At 65.7% G+C, this 26,053-nt stretch carries 17 protein-coding genes and 1 pseudogene; 11 read left to right on the top strand and 7 right to left on the bottom strand.

Going from position 1 to position 26,053, the window contains the following annotated elements; all coding sequences use genetic code 11:
- Positions 1–125 precede the first annotated feature (125 nt).
- The 3 genes from INQ43_RS00350 to INQ43_RS00340 all read left to right on the top strand — a co-directional run bounded on the left by INQ43_RS00350 (position 126) and on the right by INQ43_RS00340 (position 6,546).
- Complete coding sequence (locus INQ43_RS00350; protein ID WP_194036754.1) at positions 126–3,821, top strand: indolepyruvate ferredoxin oxidoreductase family protein; 3,696 nt, start codon at positions 126–128, stop codon at positions 3,819–3,821.
- Positions 3,822–3,978: 157 nt separating this feature from the next.
- Complete coding sequence (locus tag INQ43_RS00345) at positions 3,979–5,778, top strand: Mbeg1-like protein (protein WP_194036753.1); 1,800 nt, start codon at positions 3,979–3,981, stop codon at positions 5,776–5,778.
- Positions 5,779–5,880: 102 nt separating this feature from the next.
- Positions 5,881–6,546 (top strand): ankyrin repeat domain-containing protein, encoded by a 666-nt coding sequence (locus tag INQ43_RS00340; RefSeq protein WP_194036752.1) that lies wholly within the window; start codon positions 5,881–5,883, stop codon positions 6,544–6,546.
- A gap of 103 nt (positions 6,547–6,649) precedes the next feature.
- Here INQ43_RS00340 and INQ43_RS00335 read toward each other — a convergent pair whose 3' ends face one another.
- From INQ43_RS00335 to INQ43_RS00310, 6 genes and pseudogenes are all read right to left on the bottom strand, one after another.
- A complete protein-coding gene (locus tag INQ43_RS00335; RefSeq protein WP_194036751.1) occupies positions 6,650–8,218 on the bottom strand; it encodes a BCCT family transporter in 1,569 nt (522 codons plus the stop codon).
- 31 nt (positions 8,219–8,249) lie between these two features.
- The gene (locus tag INQ43_RS00330) at positions 8,250–8,783 is read right to left on the bottom strand and encodes a riboflavin biosynthesis protein RibA (protein WP_194036750.1); all 534 of its coding nucleotides are present in this window, start codon (positions 8,781–8,783) and stop codon (positions 8,250–8,252) included.
- 156 nt (positions 8,784–8,939) lie between these two features.
- Positions 8,940–9,740: pseudogene (locus tag INQ43_RS00325) on the bottom strand (murein L,D-transpeptidase catalytic domain family protein); the annotation flags it as partial.
- 69 nt (positions 9,741–9,809) lie between these two features.
- Positions 9,810–10,967 carry a L,D-transpeptidase gene (locus INQ43_RS00320; RefSeq protein WP_194036749.1) on the bottom strand — a complete coding sequence of 386 codons (1,158 nt, stop codon included), beginning with the start codon at positions 10,965–10,967 and terminating at the stop codon, positions 9,810–9,812.
- Positions 10,968–11,001: 34 nt separating this feature from the next.
- Positions 11,002–11,649 (bottom strand): DUF938 domain-containing protein, encoded by a 648-nt coding sequence (locus INQ43_RS00315; RefSeq protein WP_194036748.1) that lies wholly within the window; start codon positions 11,647–11,649, stop codon positions 11,002–11,004.
- A gap of 62 nt (positions 11,650–11,711) precedes the next feature.
- A complete protein-coding gene (locus INQ43_RS00310; RefSeq protein WP_228062551.1) occupies positions 11,712–12,938 on the bottom strand; it encodes an MFS transporter in 1,227 nt (408 codons plus the stop codon).
- A gap of 184 nt (positions 12,939–13,122) precedes the next feature.
- Here INQ43_RS00310 and INQ43_RS00305 point away from each other — a divergent pair, with 184 nt between their 5' ends.
- Together INQ43_RS00305 and INQ43_RS00300 are read left to right on the top strand one after the other, a co-directional pair.
- Positions 13,123–13,641, top strand: a complete 519-nt coding sequence (locus INQ43_RS00305) for a hypothetical protein (protein WP_194036747.1) — start codon at positions 13,123–13,125, stop codon at positions 13,639–13,641.
- 231 nt (positions 13,642–13,872) lie between these two features.
- Positions 13,873–15,837 carry a peptidoglycan recognition family protein gene (locus INQ43_RS00300; RefSeq protein ID WP_228062550.1) on the top strand — a complete coding sequence of 655 codons (1,965 nt, stop codon included), beginning with the start codon at positions 13,873–13,875 and terminating at the stop codon, positions 15,835–15,837.
- A 92-nt stretch (positions 15,838–15,929) separates the two neighbouring features.
- Here the strand turns inward: INQ43_RS00300 and INQ43_RS00295 are convergent, their stop codons facing one another.
- Positions 15,930–16,967, bottom strand: coding sequence for an AI-2E family transporter (locus tag INQ43_RS00295; protein ID WP_194036746.1), 1,038 nt, complete (start codon positions 16,965–16,967; stop codon positions 15,930–15,932).
- A 200-nt stretch (positions 16,968–17,167) separates the two neighbouring features.
- On the opposite strand from INQ43_RS00295, the gene INQ43_RS00290 reads away from it, so the two are divergent.
- From INQ43_RS00290 to INQ43_RS00265, 6 genes are all read left to right on the top strand, one after another.
- Positions 17,168–19,792 (top strand): type VI secretion system Vgr family protein, encoded by a 2,625-nt coding sequence (locus tag INQ43_RS00290; RefSeq protein ID WP_228062549.1) that lies wholly within the window; start codon positions 17,168–17,170, stop codon positions 19,790–19,792.
- 43 nt (positions 19,793–19,835) lie between these two features.
- The gene (locus INQ43_RS00285) at positions 19,836–20,261 is read left to right on the top strand and encodes a hypothetical protein (protein ID WP_194036745.1); all 426 of its coding nucleotides are present in this window, start codon (positions 19,836–19,838) and stop codon (positions 20,259–20,261) included.
- Positions 20,262–20,296: 35 nt separating this feature from the next.
- Entirely contained in the window at positions 20,297–23,431 is a 3,135-nt protein-coding gene (locus tag INQ43_RS00280; RefSeq protein WP_194036744.1) for a pesticin C-terminus-like muramidase, read from the top strand.
- Positions 23,432–23,434: 3 nt separating this feature from the next.
- Entirely contained in the window at positions 23,435–23,971 is a 537-nt protein-coding gene (locus INQ43_RS00275; protein WP_194036743.1) for a hypothetical protein, read from the top strand.
- A gap of 62 nt (positions 23,972–24,033) precedes the next feature.
- Entirely contained in the window at positions 24,034–24,720 is a 687-nt protein-coding gene (locus INQ43_RS00270) for a hypothetical protein (RefSeq protein ID WP_228062548.1), read from the top strand.
- A 47-nt stretch (positions 24,721–24,767) separates the two neighbouring features.
- Positions 24,768–26,024 carry a type VI secretion system tip protein VgrG gene (locus INQ43_RS00265; protein WP_194036741.1) on the top strand — a complete coding sequence of 419 codons (1,257 nt, stop codon included), beginning with the start codon at positions 24,768–24,770 and terminating at the stop codon, positions 26,022–26,024.
- Positions 26,025–26,053: the final 29 nt, after the last annotated feature.

Genomic DNA, 26,053 nt, shown 5'->3' with positions numbered 1-26,053 from the left:
CCCGCGGCTGTGCCGACGACGCGCGCACCGGTTCCGCCGGACCCGATCCGTGCATCAGCAGCGTTTCCCGATCCGACCCCGACCCCCGCAGCCATCGCGCGGCCGCCGCCGCGTCGGAGCCCCGCATGACCCGTACCGCCCAGCTCTCCTCGCCGGCCTCGGCCCACAGCGCCACGCTCGCCGACCCCGACTACGGCCTGGACCACAAGTACAGCCGCGAGAGCGGCCGGATCTACCTGTCCGGCGTGCAGGCGCTGGTGCGGCTGCCGCTGATGCAGCGCCTGCGCGACCAGGCTGCCGGCCTCAACACCGCCGGCTTTGTTTCCGGCTACCGGGGATCGCCGCTGGGCGGTTTCGACCTGGAGCTGTGGCGGGTCAAGCAACACCTGGCCAAGGCCGGCGTGAAGTTCATTCCCGGCCTCAATGAGGATCTCGGCGCGACGATGGTCTGGGGCACCCAGCAGACGAACCTGTTTGAAGGCGCGAAGGTCGATGGCGTGTTCGGCATGTGGTACGCCAAGGGCCCGGGCGTGGACCGCAGCGGCGATGTGCTCAAACACGCCAACGCCGCCGGCACCAGCCCGCTGGGCGGCGTGCTGGCGCTGGCCGCCGACGACCATGCCTGCCGCAGCTCGACGCTTCCGCACGGGTCGGAGGGCGAGTTCACCAGCGCGATGATGCCGATCCTCAACCCGGCCGGGGTGCAGGACATCCTCGACATGGGCGCGATCGGCTGGGCGATGTCGCGCTACACGGGGCGCTGGGTCGGCTTCAAGACGATCGCCGAGACGGTGGAGTCCTCGGCCTCGGTGGACGTCAATCCGCTGGCGCTGCAGATCGTCACCCCGGACGATTTCGAGATGCCGGCCGGCGGCCTCAACATCCGCTGGCCGGATCCGCCGCTGGACCAGGAGATGCGCCTGCACCGCTACGCGGTCAAGGCCGCGCAGGCGTTCGCGCGCGCCAACGGGATCGATCGCATCGTGATCGATTCGCCCAACCCGCGGCTGGGCATCATCACCACCGGCAAGTCCTACCTGGACGTGCTGACCGCGCTGGAATACCTCGGTCTGGACGAGCGCGCCTGCGAGGATCTGGGCATCCGCGTGTACAAGGTCGGCATGACCTGGCCGCTGGAGCCGGTCGGCCTGAAACGCTTCGCCGATGGCCTGGCCGACATCGTGGTGGTCGAGGAGAAGCACGCCTTCATCGAGAGCCAGATGAAGGAGGCGATGTACAACTGGGGCGGCGCCACGCGTCCCTCCATCGTCGGCAAGTATGACGAGCAGGGCCACTGGATCCTGCCCAGCACCGGCGAATTGACCCCGGCGACGATTGCCGGCGTGATCGGAAGACGCATACAAAAGTTCCATGACAACGAGCGCATGCGCGACGTCATGCGCTGGATGGCCGAGAAGGAAGCCGAGCTGGCGCTGCCGCGGGCGCAGTTCCCACGCGTGCCGCACTACTGCTCCGGCTGCCCGCACAACCTCTCCACCGCGGTGCCGGAAGGCTCGCGCGCGCTGGGCGGCATCGGTTGCCATTACATGGTGACCTGGATGAACCGCAGCACCGACACCTACACCCACATGGGCGGCGAAGGCGTCACCTGGGCCGGGCAGGCGGCGTTCACCGACACCGAGCACGTGTTCCAGAACCTCGGCGACGGCACCTATTTTCACTCCGGCACGCTGGCGATCCGCCAGGCAGTCGCCGCCGGCGTCAACATCACCTACAAGATCCTCTACAACGATGCGGTGGCGATGACCGGCGGCCAGCCGGTGGACGGCCAGCTCAGCGTGCCGCAGATTGCCCACCAGGTCCGCAGCGAGGGCGTGCACGCGATCGTCGTGGTGTCCGATGACATCGGCAAGTGGCGCCGCCGCGACCTGTTCCCGGGCGACGTCGAGTTCTTCGACCGCGCCGAACTGGACGCGGTGCAGAAGCGCATGCGCGGCGTGAAGGGCACCTCGGTCCTGATCTACGACCAGACCTGCGCGACCGAGAAGCGCCGGCGCCGCAAGCGCGGCAAGATCGTCGATCCGGCCAAACGCGTCATGGTCAACTCGCTGGTCTGCGAGGGCTGCGGCGACTGCGGCAAGAAATCGTTCTGCGTGTCGGTGTTGCCCAAGGAGACCGAGTTCGGCCGCAAGCGCGAGATCGACCAGTCCAACTGCAACAAGGATTACAGCTGCACCACCGGCTTCTGCCCCAGCTTTGTCACCATCGAAGGCGGCGGGCTGAAGAAGAAGTCCGCCAGCAACGCGCGTGACCGCCTGGCGAACCTGCCGATGCCGGTGCTGCCGACCCTGGAGCGGCCGTGGAACATCCTGATCACCGGCGTCGGTGGCACCGGCGTGGTTACCATCGGTGCGTTGCTGGGCATGGCCGGGCATCTGGAGGGCAAGGGTTCCAGCGTGCTCGACCAGACCGGGCTCGCGCAGAAGGGCGGCGCGGTCACCACCCACATCCGCATCGCCAACAGCCCGGCCGAGATCCACGCGGTGCGCATCGCTGCCGGTGAGGCCGACCTGGTGCTGGGCTGCGACATGGTCGTGGTCAACGACTACTGGGCGCTGTCGAAGATCCGCGGCGGCCGCAGCCAGGTCGTGCTCAACAGCTACGAGGCGATGCCCGGGAGCTTCACCACCCGCCCGGACATCCAGTTCCCCGCCGCCGACATCATCAGCGCGGTGCAGACCGCGCTCGGCGGCGAGAAGCCGTTCGTGGTCGACGCGACCCAGATCGCCACCGCCCTGCTGGGCAACGCGATCGGCAGCAACCTGTTCCTGCTGGGCTATGCGTGGCAGCGCGGGCTGGTGCCGATCTCGCTGGACGCGATCATGCGCGCGGTCGAGCTCAACGGCGCGGCGATCGAGATGAACAAGACCGCCTTCGCCTGGGGCCGGCTGGCGGTAATCGACCCCAACGCGGTGGCCGATGCCGCCGGACTGGTGCGCAACCAGCCGACCGCGGCGGAAGCCACTCCGCACGACCTGCCGATGCTGGGCGCCGGCGATTGGGAAGGCAGCGAATTCGCCAGTCCGTCCGCGCCGCTGGGCGGTCGCAACGAGGACGAACTGCGCCACGTGCCGCAGAGCCACCCGGGTGACAGGGTCGCGTTCCTGCCGATGGACGACTCGCGCCTGTCGCGGTCGCTGGACGAGCTGATCGGCCGCCGGGTGCAGTTCCTCACCGAGTACCAGGACGCGGACTACGCGCGCCACTACGCCAGCCTGGTCAACCGGGTACGCGACGCGGAGGCCGGCAAGGTGTCCGGCAGCACCGACCTGACCGAGGCGGTTGCACGCTATGCGTTCAAGCTGATGGCCTACAAGGACGAATACGAGGTGGCGCGGCTTTACACCAGCGGCGAGTTCCTGCGCCAGGTGGAACAGCAGTTCGACGGCGACTACAAAATCAAGTTCCACCTGGCACCGCCGCTGTTCGCCAAGCGCGACGACAACGGCCAGCTGATCAAGCGCGAGTTCGGGCCGTGGATGTTCACCGCCTTCAAATGGCTGGCCAAGCTGCGAACGCTGCGCGGCGGCAGGCTGGACATCTTCGGCTACACCGCCGAGCGCCGCGGCGAACGCCAGCTGATCGTCGACTACTTCCAGACCATCGACGCCTTGCTGCCCCGGCTGGACCGTGGCAACGTCGCCCTGGCGGCCGAGATCGCCTCCATTCCCGAGCACATCCGCGGCTACGGCCACGTCAAGGAAGCGCATCTGGAAAAGGCCAAGGCGCGCGAGGCGAAGCTGTTGCAGCAGTGGTCCGGCGAAGCAGCGTCGGGGCTGGAGCTGCGCCTGATCGCCTGACGGCTGTCCGGACCCGGCCCGCCACGCCCGGCACAGTGCACCCCCGCGAAGGATCCGCGGTGCGCGCCGGCATCGACCGCACTAGGGTCCGCCCCAGCTACCGCGGCGCCTTGCATCGGCCCTATGGTCGGTACAGGCGCCGAAAAGGAGGCGGGACATGTTGATCGGTCAGGGTGGACTCAGCGGACTCACCAACCGCCTGCAGATGTTGGCACCGTTGCAGAACCTGCAGCGGCCAATGCCGTTCTCGCCGTTGTCGCCATCGCCGCTTGGCGTCAGCGGTCTGCGCGAGCCCAGCTACCACCCGCAGCTGGGTTCGTTGGCCCCGGCGAGACTGGCACCGCAAGCGCCGCCGTCCGCACCCGGCCCGTATGCCCTGCCCGCCGGCAGCACGCTGAAGGACGCCACCAGCGGCACCCGGGCGCAACCCTTTGACGTGACGATGTCGCAGTTGGCGACCTCGGTGTACGGGACCCGCGGCGCGCCACCCGATGGCTGGAGCGCGGTCAGCGACGCGATGCTGGAGTCTCGCGGTATCGAGAACCCGGCCACCTGGCGCCAGGAATTCCTTGGCGGGGTCGAGCAGACCACCGCCAACCAGTTCAAGGCCGAGGTCTACACCGACGGTGAGGGCAACTTCGTCCTCGCCTATCGCGGCACCGCCGAAGGCGCCGCGGATTGGGGCGACAACTTCCAGCAGGGCCTGGGCTTCGAGACGGGTTCGGTCGACAAGTTCACCGGGCTAGCTGCCGACAGCGCCATCGAGTTTGCGCGGGTCTTCGGCGACGGAGACTCCGGGGCCGCGACCAACCTGGCCATCACCGGCCACTCCCAGGGCGGTGGCCTGGCCTCGGTCGCATCCCTGGCCACTGGTATTCCGGCGGTCACCTTCGACGCCTCGGGCATCCATCCCAACACCCTGGATCGGCTGGGAATGGCCAGCCCGCAGCAGGCGCGTGACATCGCCGAAGGCGGCCAGATCCGTGCCTACTCGATGAAGACCGACCTGCTGACGCGGGTGCAGGAATCCGGTCCGCTGTCGCTGGCGGCACCCGACGCGCTGGGTACCAAGATCGTGGTGGAGCCCAAGGGCATCGACCAGCACACCTTGACCGGGCGCGCGGCAAAACACGAATTCGACCTGCCGCTGCTCGGGCAGGCAGGCGCCAATGGTCTGGTGGAAGCGATGCGCAACAGTGGCATCCCGGTCATCAGCGACGTGGGTCAGCTGGCCTACAACGCGCTCAGCCACAGCCCCCAACTGCTCACCGACACCATGATCGCGCGCGAGCCGTGGCAGGCCGGATACCAGAACCCGTCCGACTTCGGAAAAACCCTCCACGACATGGTTCCCGAGGCCCTGCGCGACGACTTTGCGCGCAACACCCACGAGGTGGCCGATGAAGTCAACGGCGTGCTCAAGTCCGACATGGCGGACGGCAACTACCTGCAGGGATCGGTGAAGATCGCCGGGCATGTGGTTGACGGCGTCGTCGACTCGGTCGGCAATACGATCCACCACACCGCCGAAGGCGTTGCGGCCCGCGTGGATGAGCGCGTCGCAGGACCGGTCGGTGACTTGCTCGCAGGTGCCATTTCGATCGGCGGCAAGGCGGCCCAGTTCACCGCCGACAAGGTGGGCGACGGCATTGAGCAGATGGCCGGGGCCCAGGGCGCCATCCTGCAGAACACGTTCGACGGCGCCGTCTGGGCCGGTAACAAGGCGATTGAAGGCATCCAGTGGACCGGTGAAAAAGCGATCCAGAGCACCACGTGGGTGGCTGGCAAGACGGTCGATGCCGCCAGGTGGACCGGCGAGAAGGCCGTCGATGTCGCCAAGTGGACGGGCAATAAAGTGGTTGAAGGCGCCACCGCGATCAGGGATGGTGTGACCAACACCGGCCGCGCGATCGGCGAGGCCGTATCCAACTCGCGGGTTATGCCCTGGAACTGGTAAATGCGTGCAGGATCGCGGATAGACTCGCTTCTCACAGGGCGCCTCAGCGGCGCCCTTTTCGCCGCGTTCCTCTTCTCCGCCATCGGGTGCGATCCACAGTCCATGAGCAATGAAGCCTTCGCCAACTCCAGCCTTGAGCCGCTTGCCCAGGCGGTCGCCAGCGGCGACAGCGCAGAGATCAAGCGCCAGCTCGCCAGTGTCGACCCCAACACGCCGGGTGCAGACGGTGCCACGCTGCTGGTGGCAGCCATTGGTGCGCAGAAACTCGCCGCGACCCAGGCGCTGCTGGACGGCGGCGCGGATCCCAACCAGCCCGGCGGGGGTGGTGAAACCCCGGTGCACGCCGCAGCGTTTGTCGGCGATCCGGCTTTCCTGAATGCCGTGCTCGCCCACGGTGGGGACCCCAACGTCCGCAATCCCGCCACCGCGTCCACCCCGCTATCACGTGCCCTGCGCGGACTCCACCTGGACAACGTCCGCATCCTGCTGGATGCCGGCGCCGACCCGCAACTGGGTGACAACAATGGCGATCGTCCCCTGCACGTCGCCGCCCGCACCAACGCCGGCGCGGCGATCCTGATGCTGCTGGAGGCGGGTGCAGACCCGCTGGCCACCAACTCGGGCGGCGCCAGCTTCCAGGCGTATTACTTCTCCTACCCGCCGCGCAACGCTCTCAACGAGCGCGCGCTGGCTGAGCGCCGCGAGGTCGTGGCCTGGCTGAAAGCGCACCAGGTGCCGCTGGAAGCCAACGTCGACCCGGACTACTGATCCGCGCGGCCTGCACTCGCGCCCACATGGTCCTCCCGCTACATCCCATCTGCTCCTGAGGGCATTATTCCGCGCGCCCGCGTTTTCCGTCGCTCCTGCCGCGCTACGGCTCGCCGGTCACCTGCCGGGCCTTCTCCAACCGCTCACGCTCTTGCTTCAGCCAGCGTACTTCCGCGCGGCGGACCTCCCGATCGTGGCGCTCATGCATGCGCTTCTCCTCGCTCAGCGTCCGGTTCAAGGAGACCATGATCGCCGCCAGCAGCACCGCGAAGGGCAGCGCGGCGACGATGATGACGGCCTGCAGCGCTTCCAGTCCGCCCGCCGCCAGCAGGGCCACCGCGATTACCGACTGCAGCACGCCCCAGACCACCTTCCTTGCCAGCGGCGGATCGCCGGCGGACTCACTGGACATGCTCGCCAGCACCAGCGTGGCGGAGTCGGCGGAGGTAACGAAGAAGCTCAGCAGCAGCACGATCGCCACCCACGAGATGACCGACGACAGCGGCAGCAGGTCGGCCATCGCAAACAGCACGTGCTCGATGCCCAGGCTGAGCGCGGCCAGCTGGTCCGCGCCCTGGAACATCTGCTGGTAGAGCACGGTCGCACCGAACGCGGCGAACCAGAGGAAGCTCACCAGCGCCGGCCCGCAGACCACGCCGAACACGAACTCGCGCACCGTGCGGCCGTAGGAGATCTTCGCAAAGAACGCCCCAACGAACGGCGCCCAGGCGATCCACCAGGCCCAGTAGAAGATGGTCCAGTCACCGACCCAGGCGCGCTGGGAGAACGGCGTCATGTGCAGGCTCATCGCCGGCAGCTGGTTGAGGTAGGCGCCGAGAGTGGTGGTGAGCGATTCGAAAATAAATGCGGTGGGGCCGAGCACGATCACCAGGGCCAGCAACAACGCCGCCACCGCCATGTTGAAGTTGGACAACCACTTGATGCCGCGAGACAGGCCGGTGGCACTGGAGGCCATGTACAGCACGAACGCCACTGCGATGATCACCGCCTGGGTGGCGAAACCGGCCGGCACCGTCGTCACGTGGCTGAGGCCGGCGCTGATCTGCATGGCGCCGAAGTCCAGCGTGGTCGCCACGCCGATCGCGGTGGCCACCACCGCCAGCACGTCGATCGCCTTGCCCACCGCCCCCTGGGAGTGGCGCTCGCCGATCAGGGGTTCCAGCAGGTCACTGATCAGGCCGCGCGACTTGCGGTTGAACTGGAACCACGCCATCGCCAGGCCCATCAGGGCATAGATCGCCCACGGATGCAGTCCCCAGTGGAAGAAGACGTAGCGCAGCGACGCGCGCGCGGCTTCGAGACTCTGCGGCTCGATACCTTCCGGCGGACGCTGGAAATGCGAGAGCGGTTCGGCGGCACCGAAGAACACCAGCCCGATGCCCATGCCGGCGGAAAACAGCATCGCAAACCAGGAGCGGCGGCTGAATTCAGGCTCCGCATCCACCCCACCGATCCGCAGCGCGCCCATCGGACTCACGGCCAGGTAGAGCAGGAACACCAGCGCAACGAACACGACCACCAGATAGAACCAGCCGGCGCCGGAGAGCGTAAACGCCTGTGCGCGTGAGCTGAACTCGCCAAATGCCTCAGGCGCGAACACACCTCCCAGCGCCAGCAGGGCCAGCAATGCCACCGAGATACGAAACACCATCAGCAGGACTCCCGAGGACGTCGGGACTGTGTCACAGGCTGCCAGCCACGTCGCCGGATTCGGTGCGCAGCGCGTCCGAGAGCTGTCCGCGCTGGGAGTGATCGGTCGGACTGGCGACAATCACGAAGCGGCCGCTGTCCAGCGCCTCGCGTACCTTCATCACCACATGGTCCTGATCCGGTCGCAGGGTGATCAGGCCGCCGACAAACAGGCCGAACACCGCGCCGAAAAACACCAGCACCCCGGCGACTGCCAACGGCGACGACGTCACCGCGGTGATGTGCATGCCGCGGAGGATGGCGAAGATGACAAGCCCGGCGACGATCCCGAGGATCGCAAAGGTGATGTGCGCCTTGATGGCGGTCTGGCGGATGCCGCGGCTTTCCGGCTCGATCTTGCGCCCCGGGTGGGGATCCTCCGGCGAGATGACCTGCAGTTGCGCGCCATCGAGGTTGAATTGCTGACGCAGTCGCGCCGCGACGTCCTCGGCTTGCTCGCGGGAGTCGAACACCGCTGCCAGCTTGCTCAGCGACTTCTCACCAAATACCGGGCCGTCGGTTTTCATCCTGCCACTCCATGAACGTCAATGCGTCCATCGTGGCTGTCGTCCGGTCGAAGGGCGGTGAACCCCGGATCAGAGGGTTGCCGAGGCCGTCTGGCTGCCGGCGGCCGCGCTGGCCACCGCATCGCCGCTCGAGGCCTCGTTGCGCGCGTCCGCCAGGATCTGGCGGGCAGTGCGGCCACCGCAGCCGAAGTAGCGCGAGCCTTTCAACCACGGATCGTCGGGGTAGTAGGCAAATACGAGCTGATCGTTCTTGATGGTATCGATGACTTCGCGCGCGACCTGCGGGCGCAGCGCGGGGCACCCGTAACTGCGTCCCAGGCGGCCCTGCCGCTGGGCCTGTTCGGGATTCACGTACGGTGCGCCATGAATGACGATCAGACGGTCACGGGCGTTGTCGTTCACGCCTGGCTCCAGACCGTCCATGCGCAGGGAGTAGCCGTTGCCCCCCACGTAGGTCTCGGCGGTCCGGAACAGGCCAAGGCTGGTCTGGTGGCTGCCATCCACGTTGCTGAATCGGTTGGACATGTTTTCGCCGCTGCCCTGCCCGTGGGCCACGTGCTCGGCATACAGCAGTCCCGGTTGCTCGACGTCGAACACCCACATGCGCTTCTGGGTGGAGGGCAGCGAGTAGTCGATCACCGCCAGCCGGTTGCCGGCGGCGGTACCGCTGTCCAGCGCGCACGAGCGCGCTTCCAGCGCGAGTGCCAACACGCCAGGATCCATCTCCGGAGCGGCTGCGTGCAGGCTTTCCAGCAGCCGCGATGCCGACGCCGGCCCGGCTGCTGCTTCCGGCTTGGCCATCAACGCCTCAAGCCGGGGCGAGGCCGAAGGATGCGAGGCGGAGGCAGGCGCGTGCGCGGCAAGCGCGGGGCTGGCGACCACGGGACGCGAGCCGGCTGAACACACGGCGACGGCTGCGGCGCAGGCCAGCAGGAAAGAGGCAGGGAGGCGAGGCATGGCTGGCAGGATACGGGGCGGGAGCCGATCGCGCCTGAATAGCGGGTGATGATCCCGGTTGGGGTTTGTTCACTTTCCCTTGGGCGGTGGCGCAGTCGGGTCTTCGTCGGCGCGGATCACGGTGAGGTCGGCAGGGGTGGTACCGCGGATGGACTCGCCGGTCACCACGACCGTGGCTCCCGGTTCCAGGGCGTTGTAGATGTTGGCGGCAAACGCGGGGGGAACCTGCAGGCCGCCATCGCCCAGGCGCGTCGCCACACCGGGCGCATCGGGCGTTTCATCGCCGCCGATGCTGGCCACTTCCAGCCAGCGCAGCGCCGACCGGTCCGCGACCACGGTGCTGGCCGTCGGCTCCTCGCCGTCCAGCATCACGTACACGTGGGTGCCGGGAATCTGCGTATCCCGGGTCGTCACGCTCGCGCGGCCGATCTCGACCCCGTTGCGCATCGCCACCAGTTGCTGGTCGGCCACGCTCAGTACGAGCGTGAGTGCACCGTCGGGTGCGCGCTCGGGATTCCAGCTGTACTCGCCCGGCCCGATATCGCCGAACTCGATGCGCTGGCCGCGGACCTCGCCGGTGCCGGCGTCCACCGGTGCGAACCAACCAGGTGACGAGACCGCGGGCGAGTGCGAGGACTCGTTGGCCACCACCACCGTCATGCCGTTGGCAGTGACGCCGTAGAGTTTCTGCGAGAAGTCGAACGGCAGTCGCACACAGCCATGGGACGCCGGATAGCCGGGCAGGCTGCCCGCGTGCAGGGCAATCCCATCCCAGGTCAGCCGCTGCATGTAGGGCATCGGCGCGTTGTTGTAGAGGTTGGAGTAATGCTCCTTGCGCTTCTGCAGGATCGAGAAGACCCCGGTCGGGGTCTCGTGGCCCGCCTTGCCGGTGCTCACGGTGGACACGCCGATACGAACGCCGTTGCGGTAGACGTGCAGCAATTGCTCGGGAAGGCTGATCACCAGCACGACCGGGCCCGACGGCGCCATTTCCGGCATCCAGAGGTATTCACCAGCCTCCAGGCGAACTGTCGAGGTAGGCAGCGCAGGAACGTCTTCGGCGTCGACCTCAGCGCCAGCAGACACCGCTTCCTGGGCCATCGCGCCGCCGGCGATGGCCAGGCCCAGTGCGAGCGCGGCCGCTTGCAGGGGCACGCGGCCCCAGCCGGTTTGCCTCAGGCCGCGGCCGGAGATCGGGGCCGGGCCGGGCGGGAAGACTGGTTTCACGACGGGTGCCTGCAAGCGTTCGGAGATCGCACCATTATCCGCGCTCCCAGATGATGCAGCGGTTGTTGGCCGGCATCGCCGCGTCATCCACAAGGTGCATGCCGATGGACCGGGCCAGTGAATCGACTGCCTCGAAATCGCGGATGCCAGAGGCCGGGTCACGCGCCTTCAGCCATCCGTCGAACTCACGGTTGCTGTCGCTGGTGTACTCGCCGGCGTAGTTGAAGGGTCCATATACGACCAACGTCGCCTTCGGCGTCAGCGCGCCGTCCAGTCCGCTGAAAAACTGCTGCACCTGCGGCCAGCCCATGATGTGCAGGGTGTTGGCGCTGAAGGCCGCGTCAAAGCCGGCCGCGTCGCTGCCCACATCGCTGCCCACGTCGCTACCCACGTCCCAGGGGGCGTCGTCGACGTCGAGCGCACGCGGTTGCGGCGTGTTGGCCAGCCCGGCATCGTCCAGCCACTGGCGGATGCCCGGGAGGTATTCGCCGCGGTCGGTGCATTGCCACGTCAACCAGGGCATCGCGGCGGCGAAATGCACGGCGTGCTGGCCGGTGCCGCTGCCAATCTCCAGCACGCGTTGCCGGTTGGCGAACGCCTTGCGCAGCACTTCCAGAATCGGGCCGCGGTTGCGCTCGGAGGCGGGTGAGAACGGCTTTTCGGGCAATGACTTGTCGGACATGGCTGCGGACTGGCATCGGTGGGGAGCGCCCCATGATGGACGATCCCGCGAGCCGCCACTGCTCAGCGCTGGGCCTGGTCCGCCAGCAACACGCTCCCGCTGCGGTTGTCGTCCCGGCGCGCCCAGAGATAGATCAACAGGCCGGCCACGGCTGTCGCGGCACCGACGTAACCGGTGGAGGTCCAACCCAGTCCGGCAGTAATCGCCAGCCCGCCCAGCCACGGACCGAGTGCGTTGGCGGCGTTGAAGGCGGCATGGTTGGACGCCGCGGCGAGGGTCTGGGCCTCGCCGGCGACGTCCATCAACCGTGTCTGCAGGGCCGGGCCCAGTGCGCCCATGGTCCCGATCGCCAGCACCGCCGGGAGGATGGTCCACAGCGAGTGGGCGGCGAGCGGGAACACCACCAGCACCAGCGCCGACCAGATCAGGATCACCGCAGTGGCGCGGAACTGCATGCGGTCCACCAGCCAACCGCCGGCCAGGTTGCCGATCACCGAACCCACGCCGAACACCGCCAGGGCGACCGGTATCCAGCCGTCGCTGACGCCGGTGACATGGGTCAAGGTGGCGGTGAGGTAACTGAAAACGCAGAACATACCCGCAAACCCGATGGCGCCGATCAGCAGGGTCAGCCATACCTGCGAGGTGTTGAAAGCGCGCAGCTCGCGCAGCGGGGACTGGTTGGGATCGACTGGAACGCTGCGCAGGTGCCGGGCGATCATCGCCACCGTGATCACCGCGACCAGGGCTACCAGCGCGAATGTGTAACGCCAGCTCAGCACCTGGCCCATCCAGGTAGCGAGCGGATTGCCGAGCAGGATTGCGATCGACAGTCCCAGCATTACCTGGCTCACCGCGGCTCCACGTCGCGCCGGACCGGCGATATCGGCCGCCACCAGCATCGCGACCCCGAAATACGCCCCATGCGGCAGGCCGGCGATGAAGCGGAACGCCAGCATCGTGGCGTAGGTGGGTGCAAGCGCGGTGGCCAGGTTGCCCAGCGCGTAGAACGCCATGAACGCCAGCAACAGGGTGCGCCGCGGCAGCCGCGCACCGAGGATGGCAAGCACTGGCGCCCCCACCACCACGCCGAGCGCATAGGCGCTGATCATGTGGCCGACCTGTGGCTCGCTGACGCCAAAGGCCTGCACCAGGTTGGGCATCAGACCCATCATCGCGAACTCACTGGTGCCTATGGCAAAGCCGCCCAGCGCCAGTGCGAACACGATCACGGCGTAGCGGCTCTCACCTGCGGGGCGTTGTGGAACGGCCGAAATACGAAGGGCCACGGCGAGCATCCATTTGAAACAACCCTGCATTGTCCGCCTCGGCGACCGCGTCAGGCTTGACCGCACCCAAACGGACCATCTTCCGCGCTGCCACAGTCATGACCGCGGTCGGCTGCGACGCCGCTCGCTGCGCAGCGTCCAGCGCGCGGCAGAGCCTGGCGCGCGACTCGGGCATGATCCCCGGATGGACCTGGCCATTCCTCCACACACGCTGCTGCTGCCCATCGATCCGGGACTGTGGCCGCCGCCGTCGGGTCCGGTCCGCGTGGATGACACCGTCTATGCGCCAAAGCGCGAGCTGCATGTCACCCTCATCGGCTCGCGCCTGGGATCCGAGCTCAATGCGACATTCGCGACGGCCTTCCTGCATGAGGAGATAACCCGGGCGATGGCAGCGCGGGAGTGGCGGTGCGAGCGCACGGGGCGGCTTGTCGAACTCGCGTACCCGTCTTGCACCGCAGGCATCACGAACTGCCAGGCGCCCTCTCGCCGGTCGGTCATCGAGTTGATCGACCTGCCCGCCATGCGCGGGTTCCACCAGACGTTGGGCGCCCTGCTGGGGCGCCAGCTGCCAGTGCCGCCCCCTCACGTGACGCTCTACACGGCTCACGATCCGGGCGGGATCGGGCTGGCCAGTCCGTTGCAACTGCGCACACGCCGGTTGCGCGCGCTGCGTCCTGAAGCGATGCAGCACCCCGGGTAGCTCGGCCCGATCCCGGCAAAGGCTCAACCCATACGGTTTATTCCCGCAGGGTATGGTTGCGGTGCGGCAAAAGCAGGGCAGCAAGCAAAGGGTTTCCCCTAACGTTGCAGCGGATTCCGACCACCTGAACGCGACACACTGCCCGAATCCGAAAATTGCTGAACCCTGGCTTAGTGACTCGCGCGATAACGCGGTGGCAGGGGACGCACACCACACGGAGTTCAGGGAATCATGAGGGGATATTCACGGATTTTGCTGTCGGTCGCGATCAGCGGCCTTCTTGCCTCGACCGCTTTCGCCGGGGAGTCCACCGCGTTGCCGGAGGAGGCCGCGCTGGTCGAACAGCTGAACGTCGAGGAAGCCGCGCTGCGACCACAGCGGCTGGCGTTCCAGCGCTACTTCAAGGAAGCCTACGCCCGCTACCCGGCGGTGCCGGTAGGCACCCTGGAGTCGATCGCGTACGTGCAGAGCCGTTGGCTGAACATCCAGCCCGACGCGAACGAATCGCAGACCGAAGCGCACCATCACATGCCCGCCGCCTACGGCGTGATGGGCCTGTTTGCCGGCCAGGGCTTCGCCGACCAGGTGACCGCTGGCGCCCAGCTGCTCGGCGTCTCGCCTGCGCTGGTGCGTACCGACGCCCGCACCAACGTACTCGCGGCCGCGGCGCTGCTGGACGCGGAGATCCGCAAGGACCACTCCGCGGCCGACTCGCGTTCGCGGCTCAAGCGCGGTGGCAACACGCCGTCGCCTGAAGAGATCCGCCCGGCCCTGATGCGCTACGCCGGCTTCTCGGCATCCCCGGTGGAAGCGGCGCGCGCCAGCGCGGTAGGTGATTACGCGCGAACCAGCTTTGCCTACGACGTGCTGTTGGCGCAGGACCGGGGCGTCAACGATCGCGGCATCGTGGTGCCGGAGCGCCCGATCGAATGGGAGCGCGCATTCGACATGGACCAGTTGATCACGCAGCGCGCGCCGATGGTGCGCCTGGACGTGGCCAATGACCGCATCGAGACCGCCGACTTCGAGATCGACCCGATCAGCGAGACCCTTCGTGCCAAGTCGGCTGACGGCCGGCCCACCGTCAAGGGCACGTCTGGCGCGGGCCCGGATGCGGGCATCCAGAGCACCGACTACGGCCCGGCGATCTGGAATGCCGCGCATTCCTCCAATTACAACGCCTCGCGCTCCGCGGCGGTCAGCGCGGTGGCGATCCATACGGCACAGGGCAGCTACGCGGGCACCATTTCCTGGTTCAAGAACTCCAGCTCGAACGTCAGTGCGCACTACGTTATCCGCAGCTCCGACGGCCAGGTCACCCAGATGGTCCGCAACGCACATACCGCCTGGCACCTGCGCAACCAGAACAGCTTCGCCCTGGGTATCGAGCACGAGGGTTACGTCAACAACAGCTCCTGGTATACCAACGCGATGTACAACGCCTCCGCCGGCGTGGTTCGCAGCTTCTGCGCCAAATACAGCAGCATCCCGTGCAGCAGTGCCTACAAGGGCGCCCCCAGCAGCGGCATCAACGTGTTGCCCACCAGCGTCAAGATCAAGGGCCACCAGCACTACAGCGGCCAGACCCACACCGATCCGGGCATCAACTGGAACTGGAGCAAGTACTACGGCCTGTTGAATCCAGGCAGCGGTGGCGGCGGCACGGTCAAGTACCTGGACCGCTTCGAGAGCAGTGTCGGCCACTTCAACACCAGCCCTGCCTACTCCGGCAGCACCACCGGCATCTCCAGCGCCTCCACGGCGACACGTGACTGCAGCACGCGCAAGAACGGCTCCTGCTCGCTGCGTGTCCTGCTCAAGGACAACAAGTCGAGTTCGGCCAACTGGGCGGTACGCCTGCTTTCGGGCAGCGGCAATCCAGGCAGCAACACGGCGCTGACGCGCGCCAACGGCACCGTCGGGTTCTGGGTCTGGTCCGGCGGCACCGGCACCAGCGTCGGCGTGGGCATCGATGACAGCGACGGCACCGAGCGCTCGACGAGCAAGTCGGTTCCGGCCAACCAGTGGACCTACGTGTCGTGGTCGCTGCCCACCTCGTCGAACTGGAACGCCTGGGTCGGCGGCAACGGGGCGATCAGCGCCAGCACGGTCACGATGGATGCGATCTGGCTGTACCACGCCAATACCGCGTACGACGTCAATGTCTACATCGATGACGTGCAGATAAAGAACTAAAGCGCTGCAGCAAGGGCGAACGCCCGCCGGCCTCTCTCCCGGCGGGCGTTTTTCCTCCACGCATCCGGCGGTGCCGAACCCATCCGGGATGACTATCCCTCACCGGGGATATGGGTGTCCGTCTCCAGCGCTTCGCGCACATAGAGGCGCTTGACCAGCACAAAGATCACAACCGTCAACGGCGCGGCCAGCACCACGCCGGGCAGGCCGAAAAGCGCGCCGATCGCAAACAGCGAAATCAACAGCAGCGCCGGCGGCAGATCCACCACCCGCTGCTGGATCAAGGGCTGCAGCACGTGGCTTTCCAGTTGCTGGATGACGATGAACAGCGCCAGCGCACCGAATCCGACCTGGGGGCTGACCGTGAAACCCAGCAGGACCGCAGGGATGGCCGCCAGCACCGGCCCCGCGATCGGGACGAAATCCAGCAACGCGGTGATGATGCCCAGTCCCAGTGCGACGGGCACGCCCAACATCCACAGCCCCAGGCCGGTCAACACCCCCACCACCACCATCGCCAACACCTGGCCCATCAGCCAGGACTTCAGCGCATGCCCGCTGGCATCCAACGCATCACCCACCAGCGCCCGGCGGTCGGCCGGGAACAGTTTCAGCAGCCCTACGCGATACAGGTCGGGCTGGGCCGCCAGATAGATCCCGCCGGCCACCATCAATACCAGTTGGGTCAGGTTACCCGAGGCCGACATCGCCAGTGCGCCCAGCCTGGAGGCGAGGTTGCCGGCATCCGACTGCGTCTGCTCGCTGAACTGTTGCACCGTTGGCCCCAGCGGACTGGCAGCGAGCCACGACTGGAACTGCTCCCATGCCTGCGGCAGCGATGCCTTCAGCGACTCCATCTCGCCTGCCAACTGGGCGCCGAACAACCACATCAGCAGCGAGAAGATAATCACCAGCAACAGCAGCACCACCGTCAGCGCCGCTCCTTGCGACAAGGGCGTGTGGCGAACGGTCTTGGCGACCAGTGCGTGCAACATCACTGCCACCACCACCGCGCCAAACACGACCATGACCAGGCTCGACAGTCGCCAGAGCACCACTGCCACACCGACGAGCGCCAGCGCTATCACCACGCGCGCGACGTAGGCGCGGATGTCTGAAGTCCGCTGCATGAAATCCTCGAAACACTGGATGGGTGGGAAAACCGTAGTTGAGTCGGCGCGGCGGAACTGTGAGGGAGCGCGGTCCGCCGCGATCCCATCCCCGGGCGGTGGTGCTAATCTGAGCCCCTGATCCGGATGGACCTCGAAGCGCCCGCAACACCACCCGCAGGATCAGCGGGGCGCCCCACATCAGGAAGTGGAAGAAACCTATGGATATGGATATCCAGTCTGTCGCCCGTGCGCTGTCGAGGGTCTCGCAGGACGAGCGCCTGATCGAACTCTCCACCGCGCTGCCCGACGCGCTGGTGGTCGAGCGCTTCGAAGGCCGCGAGGCGGTCTGCGACGATTTCCGTTTCACCGTGGACTGCCTGTCCACCGACGCCTTTCTTGATGCGCGAGCCCTGCTCGGCCAGCCGATGTCGTTGCGGTTGCGCCTGGTCGACGACGCGCAAGCACGCGCGAGTACCGCGGGAGCGGCCGGCCGTCTGCGCCACTGGCACGGCCACTGCACACGGATGTTGCCCTTGGGCAGCGACGGCGGACTGGCCCGCTACCGGTTGGTGATGGAGCCATGGACCGCGTTTTTGAAGCTGCGCCGCAACGCGCTGGTGTTCCAGGACCTGGACGCACTGGGCGTGCTGGAGCGCGTGCTGGACGACTACCCGCAAGCCGCGTTGCGCGTGGACGCCACCCAGGCGCTGCCGACCTACCCGATCACCACCCAGTACCGCGAGAGCGACCACGCCTTTGTGTTCCGCCTGCTCGCCGATGCCGGACTGGCGTGGCGCTTCGAGCATGCCCAGGACAGCGAGGGCGGGGTCACCCTGGTGGTGTTCGACCGCGACGCGGCGGTGCCCGAGGCGATGGAACCCACCCTGCGCTTCCACCGCAGCGACGCGACCGAGGCCAGTGATGCGATCCAACGGTTCAACGAGCAGCGCCAGACGACCGCCAGCATCGTTGGCACCGCCAGTTGGCAGCCCGCACAGGTTGAGGCAGTGGCGGCCGTCACCACCGGAGCACCGGCCGGACCGAACGCCCCGTCACTGGAGTCGTTCTCGGCTCCGCGCAGCGGTCGATTTGCCTCTCGCAGCGATGCCGATCAACACGCGGCCCTGCAACTGGACGCGCTGCGCCTGCCGCAGCGCCTGCATGCCGGCGCCGGCAGCGCGCGCAGCATGGCGGCAGGATTCGCCTTCACCCTGACCCAGCACCCCGGCCTGTCCGGGCAGACGTTCCTGCCGCTGGTGATCGAGCATCGCGCCGCCAACAACCTGGACAGCGGTGTCGTTGAACTGCTGGGCCACGCCGGCGATATCGAGCGCGGCAACTACCGCAACCGGTTTCTCGCCGTTACCTCGGGAACCCCGGTGGTGCCGGTCGCCCGCTACAAACCGTCGGCTCCGGGGCTGCAGACCGCGATGGTGGTCGGCCTTCCCGAATCGGCGGTTACCTCCACCCGAGACCATCAGGTGCGGATCCAGTTCCCCTGGCAACGCGGCACCGCGCCCAACACCGGCGGCCTGACCGACACAGGTTCCCACGCCAATCCCGACGGTCACGCCCCCGGCGATGACACCAGCGGCACCTGGGTGCGCGTGGCCGAGTGGATGGCCGGACCCAACTGGGGCAGCCACGCCCTGCCTCGCGTCGGCAGCGAGGTTCTGGTCGAGTTCCTGCACGGCGACATCGACCAGCCGGTCATCACCGGCCAGCTCTACAACGGCAACGTCGCCCCGCCCTTCGCCCTGGCCGATGCCAGCAACCACCCCGGCACCCTCAGCGGCCTGCACACGCAGAGCCTGGACGGCAGTGATACCCAGCAATGGGTGATGGATGACGCTCCCGGCCAGCTGCGCCAGCGCCTGCACACCAGCCTGGCCGACAGCCGGCTGGAGCTGGGGTACCTGATCGACCACGACAACGCCCGCCGCAGCGGGGTGCGTGGATCGGGCTTCGATCTGGCGACGCTGGGCTGGGCCAACGTGCGCGCCGGCCAGGGCGTGCTGCTGTCGACCACCGCGCGCCAGGAAGGCGCCTCGACCCAGATGGATGTCGCCGAGGCGGTCGCCCAGCTCAAGGGTGCGCAGCGCACCGCGCAAGCGCTGGATGACGCGGTAGCCAGTGCGCAGGTCGCCCCGCTGTCGGCCAATGAGCGCCAAACCGAGATGCTGGCCCACGTGGACCCCGAGCAGGACGGCCGTTACAACGGCGCCGTCAACGGCCAATCCGCGACCAAACCGTCCGGCGGCGGCCGCGATGACGACGCGCATGGACGTGCGGGCGCCGCGGGCGCTGGAAGCGCAGCAGCGGTCCCGGTTGAGCGCCTGGCCACCCCCCTGCTGTTTATCGAAAGCCCCGACGCGATCGCCCTGGCCACGCCCAAAAGCGCGCTCGCCCACGCCGGCGGCAACCTCCACCTGACCAGCCAGCAGGACACCCAGATGAGCGCCGGGCAGACCGTGGCCGGCGTGGCGGGTGGCCAGGTCGCCCTGTTCGCCCAGCGCGGCCCCATCAAGGCCATCGCCGCCGACGGTCCGGTGAGCCTGCAGGCCCACACCGGGAAACTGGAAGTGCTGGCCGACCAGAGTGTCACGATCACCGCCAGTGACGAGCGCATCGACGTGCTGGCCAAGGACAGCATCGTCCTGCAGGCCGGGCAGACCCGGATCACCCTGGAAGGTGGCGATATCACGTTCGCCTGCCCGGGCGAGTTCCGGGTCAAGGCGGGACAGGTGCCGTTCGAGGGTGGGGTGAGTGGTGATATCCGCCTGTCCCTGCCGGATGGACTGCTGGAACTCAAGCCCGATCGGATGCCGGACTTCTCCGGCTGACAGTCGACAGTGAATTGCCGTAGACAAATAAGAGGGTGTCGGTTTGAACATTCCGAAAATATCGAGTCTCGTCCTGCTGCTGCTTTTCGCGGGCTGTACTTCGCCAGCAAAAAGGGGGGCGCCTGATTGCTCACGCCAGAGCTTCCCGGAGTTCCTCAGTCATTTCTCCACAGACGTTTCCTTTCAGCGGCAAGCAGTTGTGTACCCGCTGGTAAAGATGCAGGTCATCGATGCAGAGCCAGAGCCGAGGCCTCATACCACAAGGCAGTCACAGGAGGAAGTTGTATTTCCCGTGATGCCTGACAAAAAAAAGCGCGACGCCGACGGGTTGATGCTTGAGACTGAAAGTGTGCAAGCAACTGATGCAAAAGTGCTGTTGTACAAGCCTGATACCGACTACCAGGTCATCTACATCTTCGAACGAACTGCCTGCTGGCAGCTGACCGAGATACAGGACTGGTCTCTGTAGGCGGATGTATTCCCGTTTCACAAGGATTAGTGAATATGCCTTTTTCGGAAGCAATGGCTCGCGTCCTACCTGCGCACAATGGTGTCGACGCACATATCACTGGAGAGTACGGTGAAGCTCGCGCCAGTGGTCTACATGGTGGCGTTGACTTCAATTATGTGGGAGGCCAGTCCGGGGTCAATCTGACCCACCCACCCGTACATGCCCCCATCGCCGGTGAAGTCACGTTTGTTGGAGGACAATACGGCACGATCAAAATTCTCGATAGCGAGGGATACAGCCACGAAATACTGCATACCAATACCCAGAGCGTCAGTGTTGGTGCAGATGTAAGTGCAGGCGATCCAATAGGCACCATGGGCGGACGGGGACCGAATGGTGCCAGCCAATATGCACAGCACGTCCATTACCAGATGAAGGATGCAGCCGGAAAACGTGTCAGTCCGCAGCAATGGTGGGACAACCGCCCGTCCTCAATGCCGGTGCCGGCATCTTCCGCTTTTGTATATCCATTCCAAAAGCTGGAAACGACCGAAGACGGAATTCGTAAATACGTCGACGTCGTCGACCCGCAGACCTACTACAGCGCCTTGGCCAAGGCCGAGGACGGGTTCTACCCGATCGGCGCCAACGGGCAATGGCACGGTGGGATCCACTTCGGCAGCCAAACCGGCGCAACGCTGGCGCAGGATGCGGGTATCCGCTGCATTGCCGATGGCGAGGTGATCGCCTATCGGGTCGACAGCAACTATCCCACGGTCGCTTATGACTCCTATGGCCCGGCGACCTACTCGACCGGCTTCGTGCTGGTCCGGCACCGGTTGCAGCTGCCGCCGGCGCCAGAGAAGAGTGGAACTGCTGCGGTCAACGGCACCGATAACACCCAAAAAGAAGAGGAGCCGTCGCTGCTTCTGCACAGCCTGTACATGCACCTTCAGCACTGGGAGGACTACCGGGCCGGTACGAAGAAGGCGCGGCCGGCCTATTGGGGTGACGCGGTATACGCGGTAGCCGAATTCGCCAACGATGCCGACCGCGGCAAGAACCCGCATATCCCCGAAGATGGCATCGGGCTGAACCTGCGCGACGCCGACGGCCAGATCGCCGGGTACGCCCCGCGCGGCGTCAAGCTCACGCTCGGCGAGGAGGGCAAGAAGAGGGGCTACTACGCGGTTACCGGGGTCGTGAGCGGTGAAGTGCTGCCTGCCGGGCTGACCGGCGCGTATGCGTACAAGAAGGAACTGACTGAGACCCCCGCAGACCCTGCTACCGACAGGGTGGTCGTGCTCGACAAACCGATCGGGGTCAAGGCCGGCGACGTGATGGGCCACCTTGGCCAATACCAGCGATATGTCGATGCCAATCCGCTGGGGTCGAGTTGCAGCGAACGACCGCTGGTGCAGCTGGACGTATTTACCTGCGACGATGTAGAAGCGTTCATCGCCCAGAGCCGCGAGCGCGCCGGCGAGCTGGACGAGAGACACAAGATCCTGCTGCTTGTTGAGGCCGGGGCGAAGCTTGCGCTTCCGACCAAAGCCGATCAGCGGATTGCCGAAAGCGACGGCGTTGTTTTGGACGCGACTTCGCCGAAAACCGGTCAGTGGGCCAAGGTCCGGAAAGGCTCCGTGCAAGTGGTCGGCAAGGCCGGCTTGACGGGCTACACCACCGCAACCCGCACCTACAGCAATGGCGATGTGCTTTCGCGTATGGTCGATGCGAGGGGCAATGCGATTGAAGTGGACGCCTACAACGCGCTCCCGGCGGCAGGCAAGGCCGCCTATACCCAGCGCGAAGTCCTTGTGCCCAGCGGGGATGCCGTCTGGGTAGAGCGGGGGATGCTTGGCGAAGGTCCGTTGATGACCGGCCGCTCGTTGGAGGCCTGGAGCGCGTTTCCGCTGAGCACGAGTGACAGCGAAGGTCCGGAAGCTGCCGTTCCGCGGGTGTTCGCGGTCAAATCCCTGCAGGAGATCGCCACGGACCCCGACGGCACGCGCTGGTGGCGGGTAATGGTTGGTAGCGCCGATGGAAAAGGCCGCAGCGGATGGGCAAGGGAGAAGGGCCAAGCCCGGGTGCGGCTGTGCACGCCGTGGGATTGGCCGGGATTTGAGCTGGTCACAGCCGATGACATTACACCGGCGGCTCTCTACGCCAATCACGTGGCCAAACATCCCCGAACGCGGAAAGACGAACAATCAAAATTCGCCGCACAAGGTGCCAGCGCCGAAAGCTCTCAACTGTTCACCAGGCTGTATGAGCTGATCGATCGGGACGGCGACAAGAAGCTCGTCGCTACCGAAATCCGCAGAGCCCTCAGCCAGCCCTGGCTGGCCGAGGCCCTTTCCCGCCTGATTGTCCGTCACGACAGCGAATGGGCCGGCCCGATGGATAAGTGGGATGCACTCGACGAGCTGATCCCGGAAGCGCGCAAGGCAGACTGGACGCAGGAGAAGAAGCGGATTGAGTCGCTGTTTTGGTGGGATGAGTTGAAAGGGACTCATGAGTTGCGGAAAAACTCATCAATCATCCATCTTCACCCAGTTGGATTTGTAGCCAACTTTTTGAGTACGACTGGGAGAGACTGTCTAACTGTCGCGCAGGGGCAAGTCACCTTTGATGCAGAAGGAAATAACACGCCTGGTAACGCCTACTATAGTAGGGTGCTGCATTGGCCTGGCGGAGCGTCGGGCGTTACGATCGGGCGCGGATATGACATGAAGGAACGCTCCGAGAGTGCAGTCCGCCAGCACTTGACGAGCGCAGGGGTTGCTCGTGAAGTTGCCGGGAAATTTTCGAAAGGGGCCGGGTTGTCTGGAGTTGACGCAAAGCGATTTGTCGCCGACAACAAGATTACTCTCGGTGAGATTTCCTGCGAGGCGCAAAAAATTCTCTTTGAAGACATTGTGTACCCATCTTATGTGCAGGCCGCCAAGAAGAAATATGAAATGGCGGTGAAGGATAACGATGGCGCGCAACCCTGGGATAGTCTGGATCAAAAGATTCGCGATATTGCAGTGGATCTTACTTACCAGCAAGGCAGTGTATGGAACCGACAGATGCGGTACATAAAGGCTAATGACCGCGAGTCCCTTGCAGTTTATATTGAAACTACAAGTGAACTCTCTCAATACGAAAAAGGCAGGCGGCGCGCTGCTTATCTCCGGAGCCAATAATATATGAAAATGCACGCATTAATAATCCTTGGATTGTCGGTGATTATGACGGGGGCATGCGCCAAGGAAGTTGCTATATCAACACGATCCGTGGCGCACGACTCAAGCTCCGAGCATTCATCGTCAACTAGGGATCCTTATGGTTCCTTGATTGGCTCCTATCGACAGCCGAGCGAACTTTGTACTACTTCAGATGGTGATGGAAACTGCGCTAGGCAAGTAGAAGACTGCTTATCTCTTCATGAGGTGTCGGCCAATAAATATCGAGTAAATCTGACATCGGTGCAAGCGAATCAGCATCTGTGCTCGTTTTCCATAGAAATGTCAGGGGTCGGAGACCGTCTTGTCTATCTGGACGAGTCTGGCGGGGAGATTGAACTATCGATCGATCGTAAGCAGTTTGTCTTCCAAACCAAGGATTTTAATCTCTCCGATCCCGTGGCAGGATTTTGTGGCCCGCACGCTTCATTGGACGATGTCAAAATAAATATCGAATCTCTGCATGACAAAAACGGCGAGTGTCCGTCGCCTTCGGATTAGAGGCGCAGTTGCGTTTGGTATGGAAAGTGAGCGTTGAGCGGTCGTCCGCTTGCTGCGCGGCCATGGTCGCCATCAGCACGCTGTTGCTGGCCGCTTGCGACGGGGCGAAAAGGCAGCAGCCAGACAATTCGATAGTGGCTGTCGCCGTGGCGCCCAATCCTTCTGTGCAGGTAGGAAGGGAGCCGCTAGGCGCGTCGGAATTGCAGACACTCCCACTCGTTGGGTCAGTCATCGACGCTCTGCGGTTCACCGACCGCCATGGTGACGAGGCGGTTGTTTTCTTCCTGCTGGCCACGCACGCCGAAGATCCGGTGGACGGAACAGTATCCGACCGCATCGTGCTCTCCGCAGCGGTGTACCCCCTGCCCGGAACACCGGCGCCAACGATGGCAATCTGGCAGCACTCTGATGACTTCGAATGCGACGGCGTCGACATCGAGGCGGGCTTTTATCTCGATAGCGTCTCTGTGACCGACTTGGACGGCGATGGCACCGCAGAGTTGACGTTCGCGTACCACCGCTTCTGCGGTGGAGGGATCGACCCCCGCGACGTCACCGTGGTGCTGCGCGAAGGCGGGAACTCGTATGTGTTGGAAGGACAGACGCGGGTAAGAGTGGGCGATGACCCCCCTTTCGGCGGAGGGTTTCAAATGGATGCTGCATTGAGCGCTGCGCCGCAGTGGGTGCAAGACAAAGTGCTTTTGACCTTTCAGCAGTTGCGAGACGAACCGGCGGAGGAGACTTGGTGAGAGAGCCGAGCAGCCGCGGCGCCGTCCACACTGGCGTTTCCCAGGAAATGCTGTCCCGATTCGAACGCGGGAAGCTGGCCGAGGTCGGTTTCACCAGCAGCACTTGGGTGCCTGGCGCCGAATGGATCGCCGGCGCCAACTGGGGCAGCCACGCCCTGCCCCGCGTCGGTAGCGAGGTTCTGGTCGAATTCCTGCACGGCGACATCGACCAGCCGGTCATCACCGGCCAGCTCTACAACGGCAACGTCGCCCCGCCCTTCGCCCTGGCCGATGCCAGCAACCACCCCGGCACCCTCAGCGGCCTGCACACGCAGAGCCTGGACGGCAGTGATACCCAGCAATGGGTGATGGATGACGCTCCCGGCCAGCTGCGCCAGCGCCTGCACACCAGCGTGGCCGACAGCCGACTGGAGCTGGGGTACCTGATCGACCACGACAACGCCCGCCGCAGCGGGGTGCGTGGATCGGGCTTCGATCTGGCGACCTTGGGCTGGGCCAACGTGCGCGCCGGCCAGGGCGTGCTGCTGTCGACGACCGGCCGGCCGGACGGTGTATCGACGCAGATGGACGTGACGGAGGCCGTCGCCCAGCTCAAAGGCGCGCAACGCACCGCGCAGGCGCTGGATGACGCGGTCGGCATCGCGCAGGTCGCGCCGCTGCGCGCCAACGAACGCCAGACCGACCTCCTCGGCTCGGTCGATCCCGAGCAGGACGGCCATTACAGCGGCGCCGTAAACGGCCAAGCCGCGACCAAGCCCGCAGGTGGTCCGCGTGACGGCGGCGATCCTGTCGAGCGGCTGGCCACGCCGCTGCTGTTCGTGGAAGGCCCGGATGCGATCGCCCTGGCCACGCCCAAAAGCGCGCTCGCCCACGCCGGCGGCAACCTCCACCTAACCAGCCAGCAGGACACCCAGATGAGCGCCGGGCAGACCGTGGCCGGCGTGGCGGGTGGCCAGGTCGCCCTGTACGCCCAGCACGGCCCGATCAAGGCGATCGCCGCTGACGGGCCGGTCAGCCTGCAGGCCCACACGGGGAAACTGGAGGTACTGGCGGACCAGTCGGTCACCATCACCGCCAGTGATGAGCGCATCGACGTGCTCGCCAAGGAGAAGATTATTCTGCAGGCCGGCCAGACGCGGATCACGCTGGAGGGTGGGGATATCACGTTCGCGTGCCCAGGGGAGTTTCGCGTTAAGGCGGGGCAGGTGCCGTTTGCGGGTGGGGCGAGCGGTGACGTGCAACTCTCGTTGCCAGACGGACTTCTAAAGCTGAGACCAGAGCGGATGCCGGACTTTTCCGGCTGACGTAGACCAAACCTATCTAGACAAGGACG

It is taken from the genome of Lysobacter sp. H23M47 (assembly GCF_015209765.1).
In the GTDB taxonomy this organism is placed as follows: domain Bacteria; phylum Pseudomonadota; class Gammaproteobacteria; order Xanthomonadales; family Xanthomonadaceae; genus Novilysobacter; species Novilysobacter avium.
This window is presented reverse-complemented; position numbering and strand designations above follow the sequence as displayed.

What these genes read in the sequence shown, in the direction of transcription:
- INQ43_RS00275 (WP_194036743.1), top strand. Translation starts at nt 23,435, where the DNA reads ATGAAAATGCACGCATTAATAATCCTTGGATTGTCGGTGATTATGACG.
- INQ43_RS00335 (WP_194036751.1), bottom strand. Translation starts at nt 8,218, where the DNA reads ATGGTGTTTCGTATCTCGGTGGCATTGCTGGCCCTGCTGGCGCTGGGA.
- INQ43_RS00290 (WP_228062549.1), top strand. Translation starts at nt 17,168, where the DNA reads ATGGATATGGATATCCAGTCTGTCGCCCGTGCGCTGTCGAGGGTCTCG.
- INQ43_RS00350 (WP_194036754.1), top strand. Translation starts at nt 126, where the DNA reads ATGACCCGTACCGCCCAGCTCTCCTCGCCGGCCTCGGCCCACAGCGCC.
- INQ43_RS00300 (WP_228062550.1), top strand. Translation starts at nt 13,873, where the DNA reads ATGAGGGGATATTCACGGATTTTGCTGTCGGTCGCGATCAGCGGCCTT.
- INQ43_RS00265 (WP_194036741.1), top strand. Translation starts at nt 24,768, where the DNA reads ATGCTGTCCCGATTCGAACGCGGGAAGCTGGCCGAGGTCGGTTTCACC.
- INQ43_RS00270 (WP_228062548.1), top strand. Translation starts at nt 24,034, where the DNA reads ATGGTCGCCATCAGCACGCTGTTGCTGGCCGCTTGCGACGGGGCGAAA.
- INQ43_RS00340 (WP_194036752.1), top strand. Translation starts at nt 5,881, where the DNA reads ATGAGCAATGAAGCCTTCGCCAACTCCAGCCTTGAGCCGCTTGCCCAG.
- INQ43_RS00315 (WP_194036748.1), bottom strand. Translation starts at nt 11,649, where the DNA reads ATGTCCGACAAGTCATTGCCCGAAAAGCCGTTCTCACCCGCCTCCGAG.
- INQ43_RS00345 (WP_194036753.1), top strand. Translation starts at nt 3,979, where the DNA reads ATGTTGATCGGTCAGGGTGGACTCAGCGGACTCACCAACCGCCTGCAG.
- INQ43_RS00295 (WP_194036746.1), bottom strand. Translation starts at nt 16,967, where the DNA reads ATGCAGCGGACTTCAGACATCCGCGCCTACGTCGCGCGCGTGGTGATA.
- INQ43_RS00305 (WP_194036747.1), top strand. Translation starts at nt 13,123, where the DNA reads ATGGACCTGGCCATTCCTCCACACACGCTGCTGCTGCCCATCGATCCG.
- INQ43_RS00330 (WP_194036750.1), bottom strand. Translation starts at nt 8,783, where the DNA reads ATGAAAACCGACGGCCCGGTATTTGGTGAGAAGTCGCTGAGCAAGCTG.
- INQ43_RS00280 (WP_194036744.1), top strand. Translation starts at nt 20,297, where the DNA reads ATGCCTTTTTCGGAAGCAATGGCTCGCGTCCTACCTGCGCACAATGGT.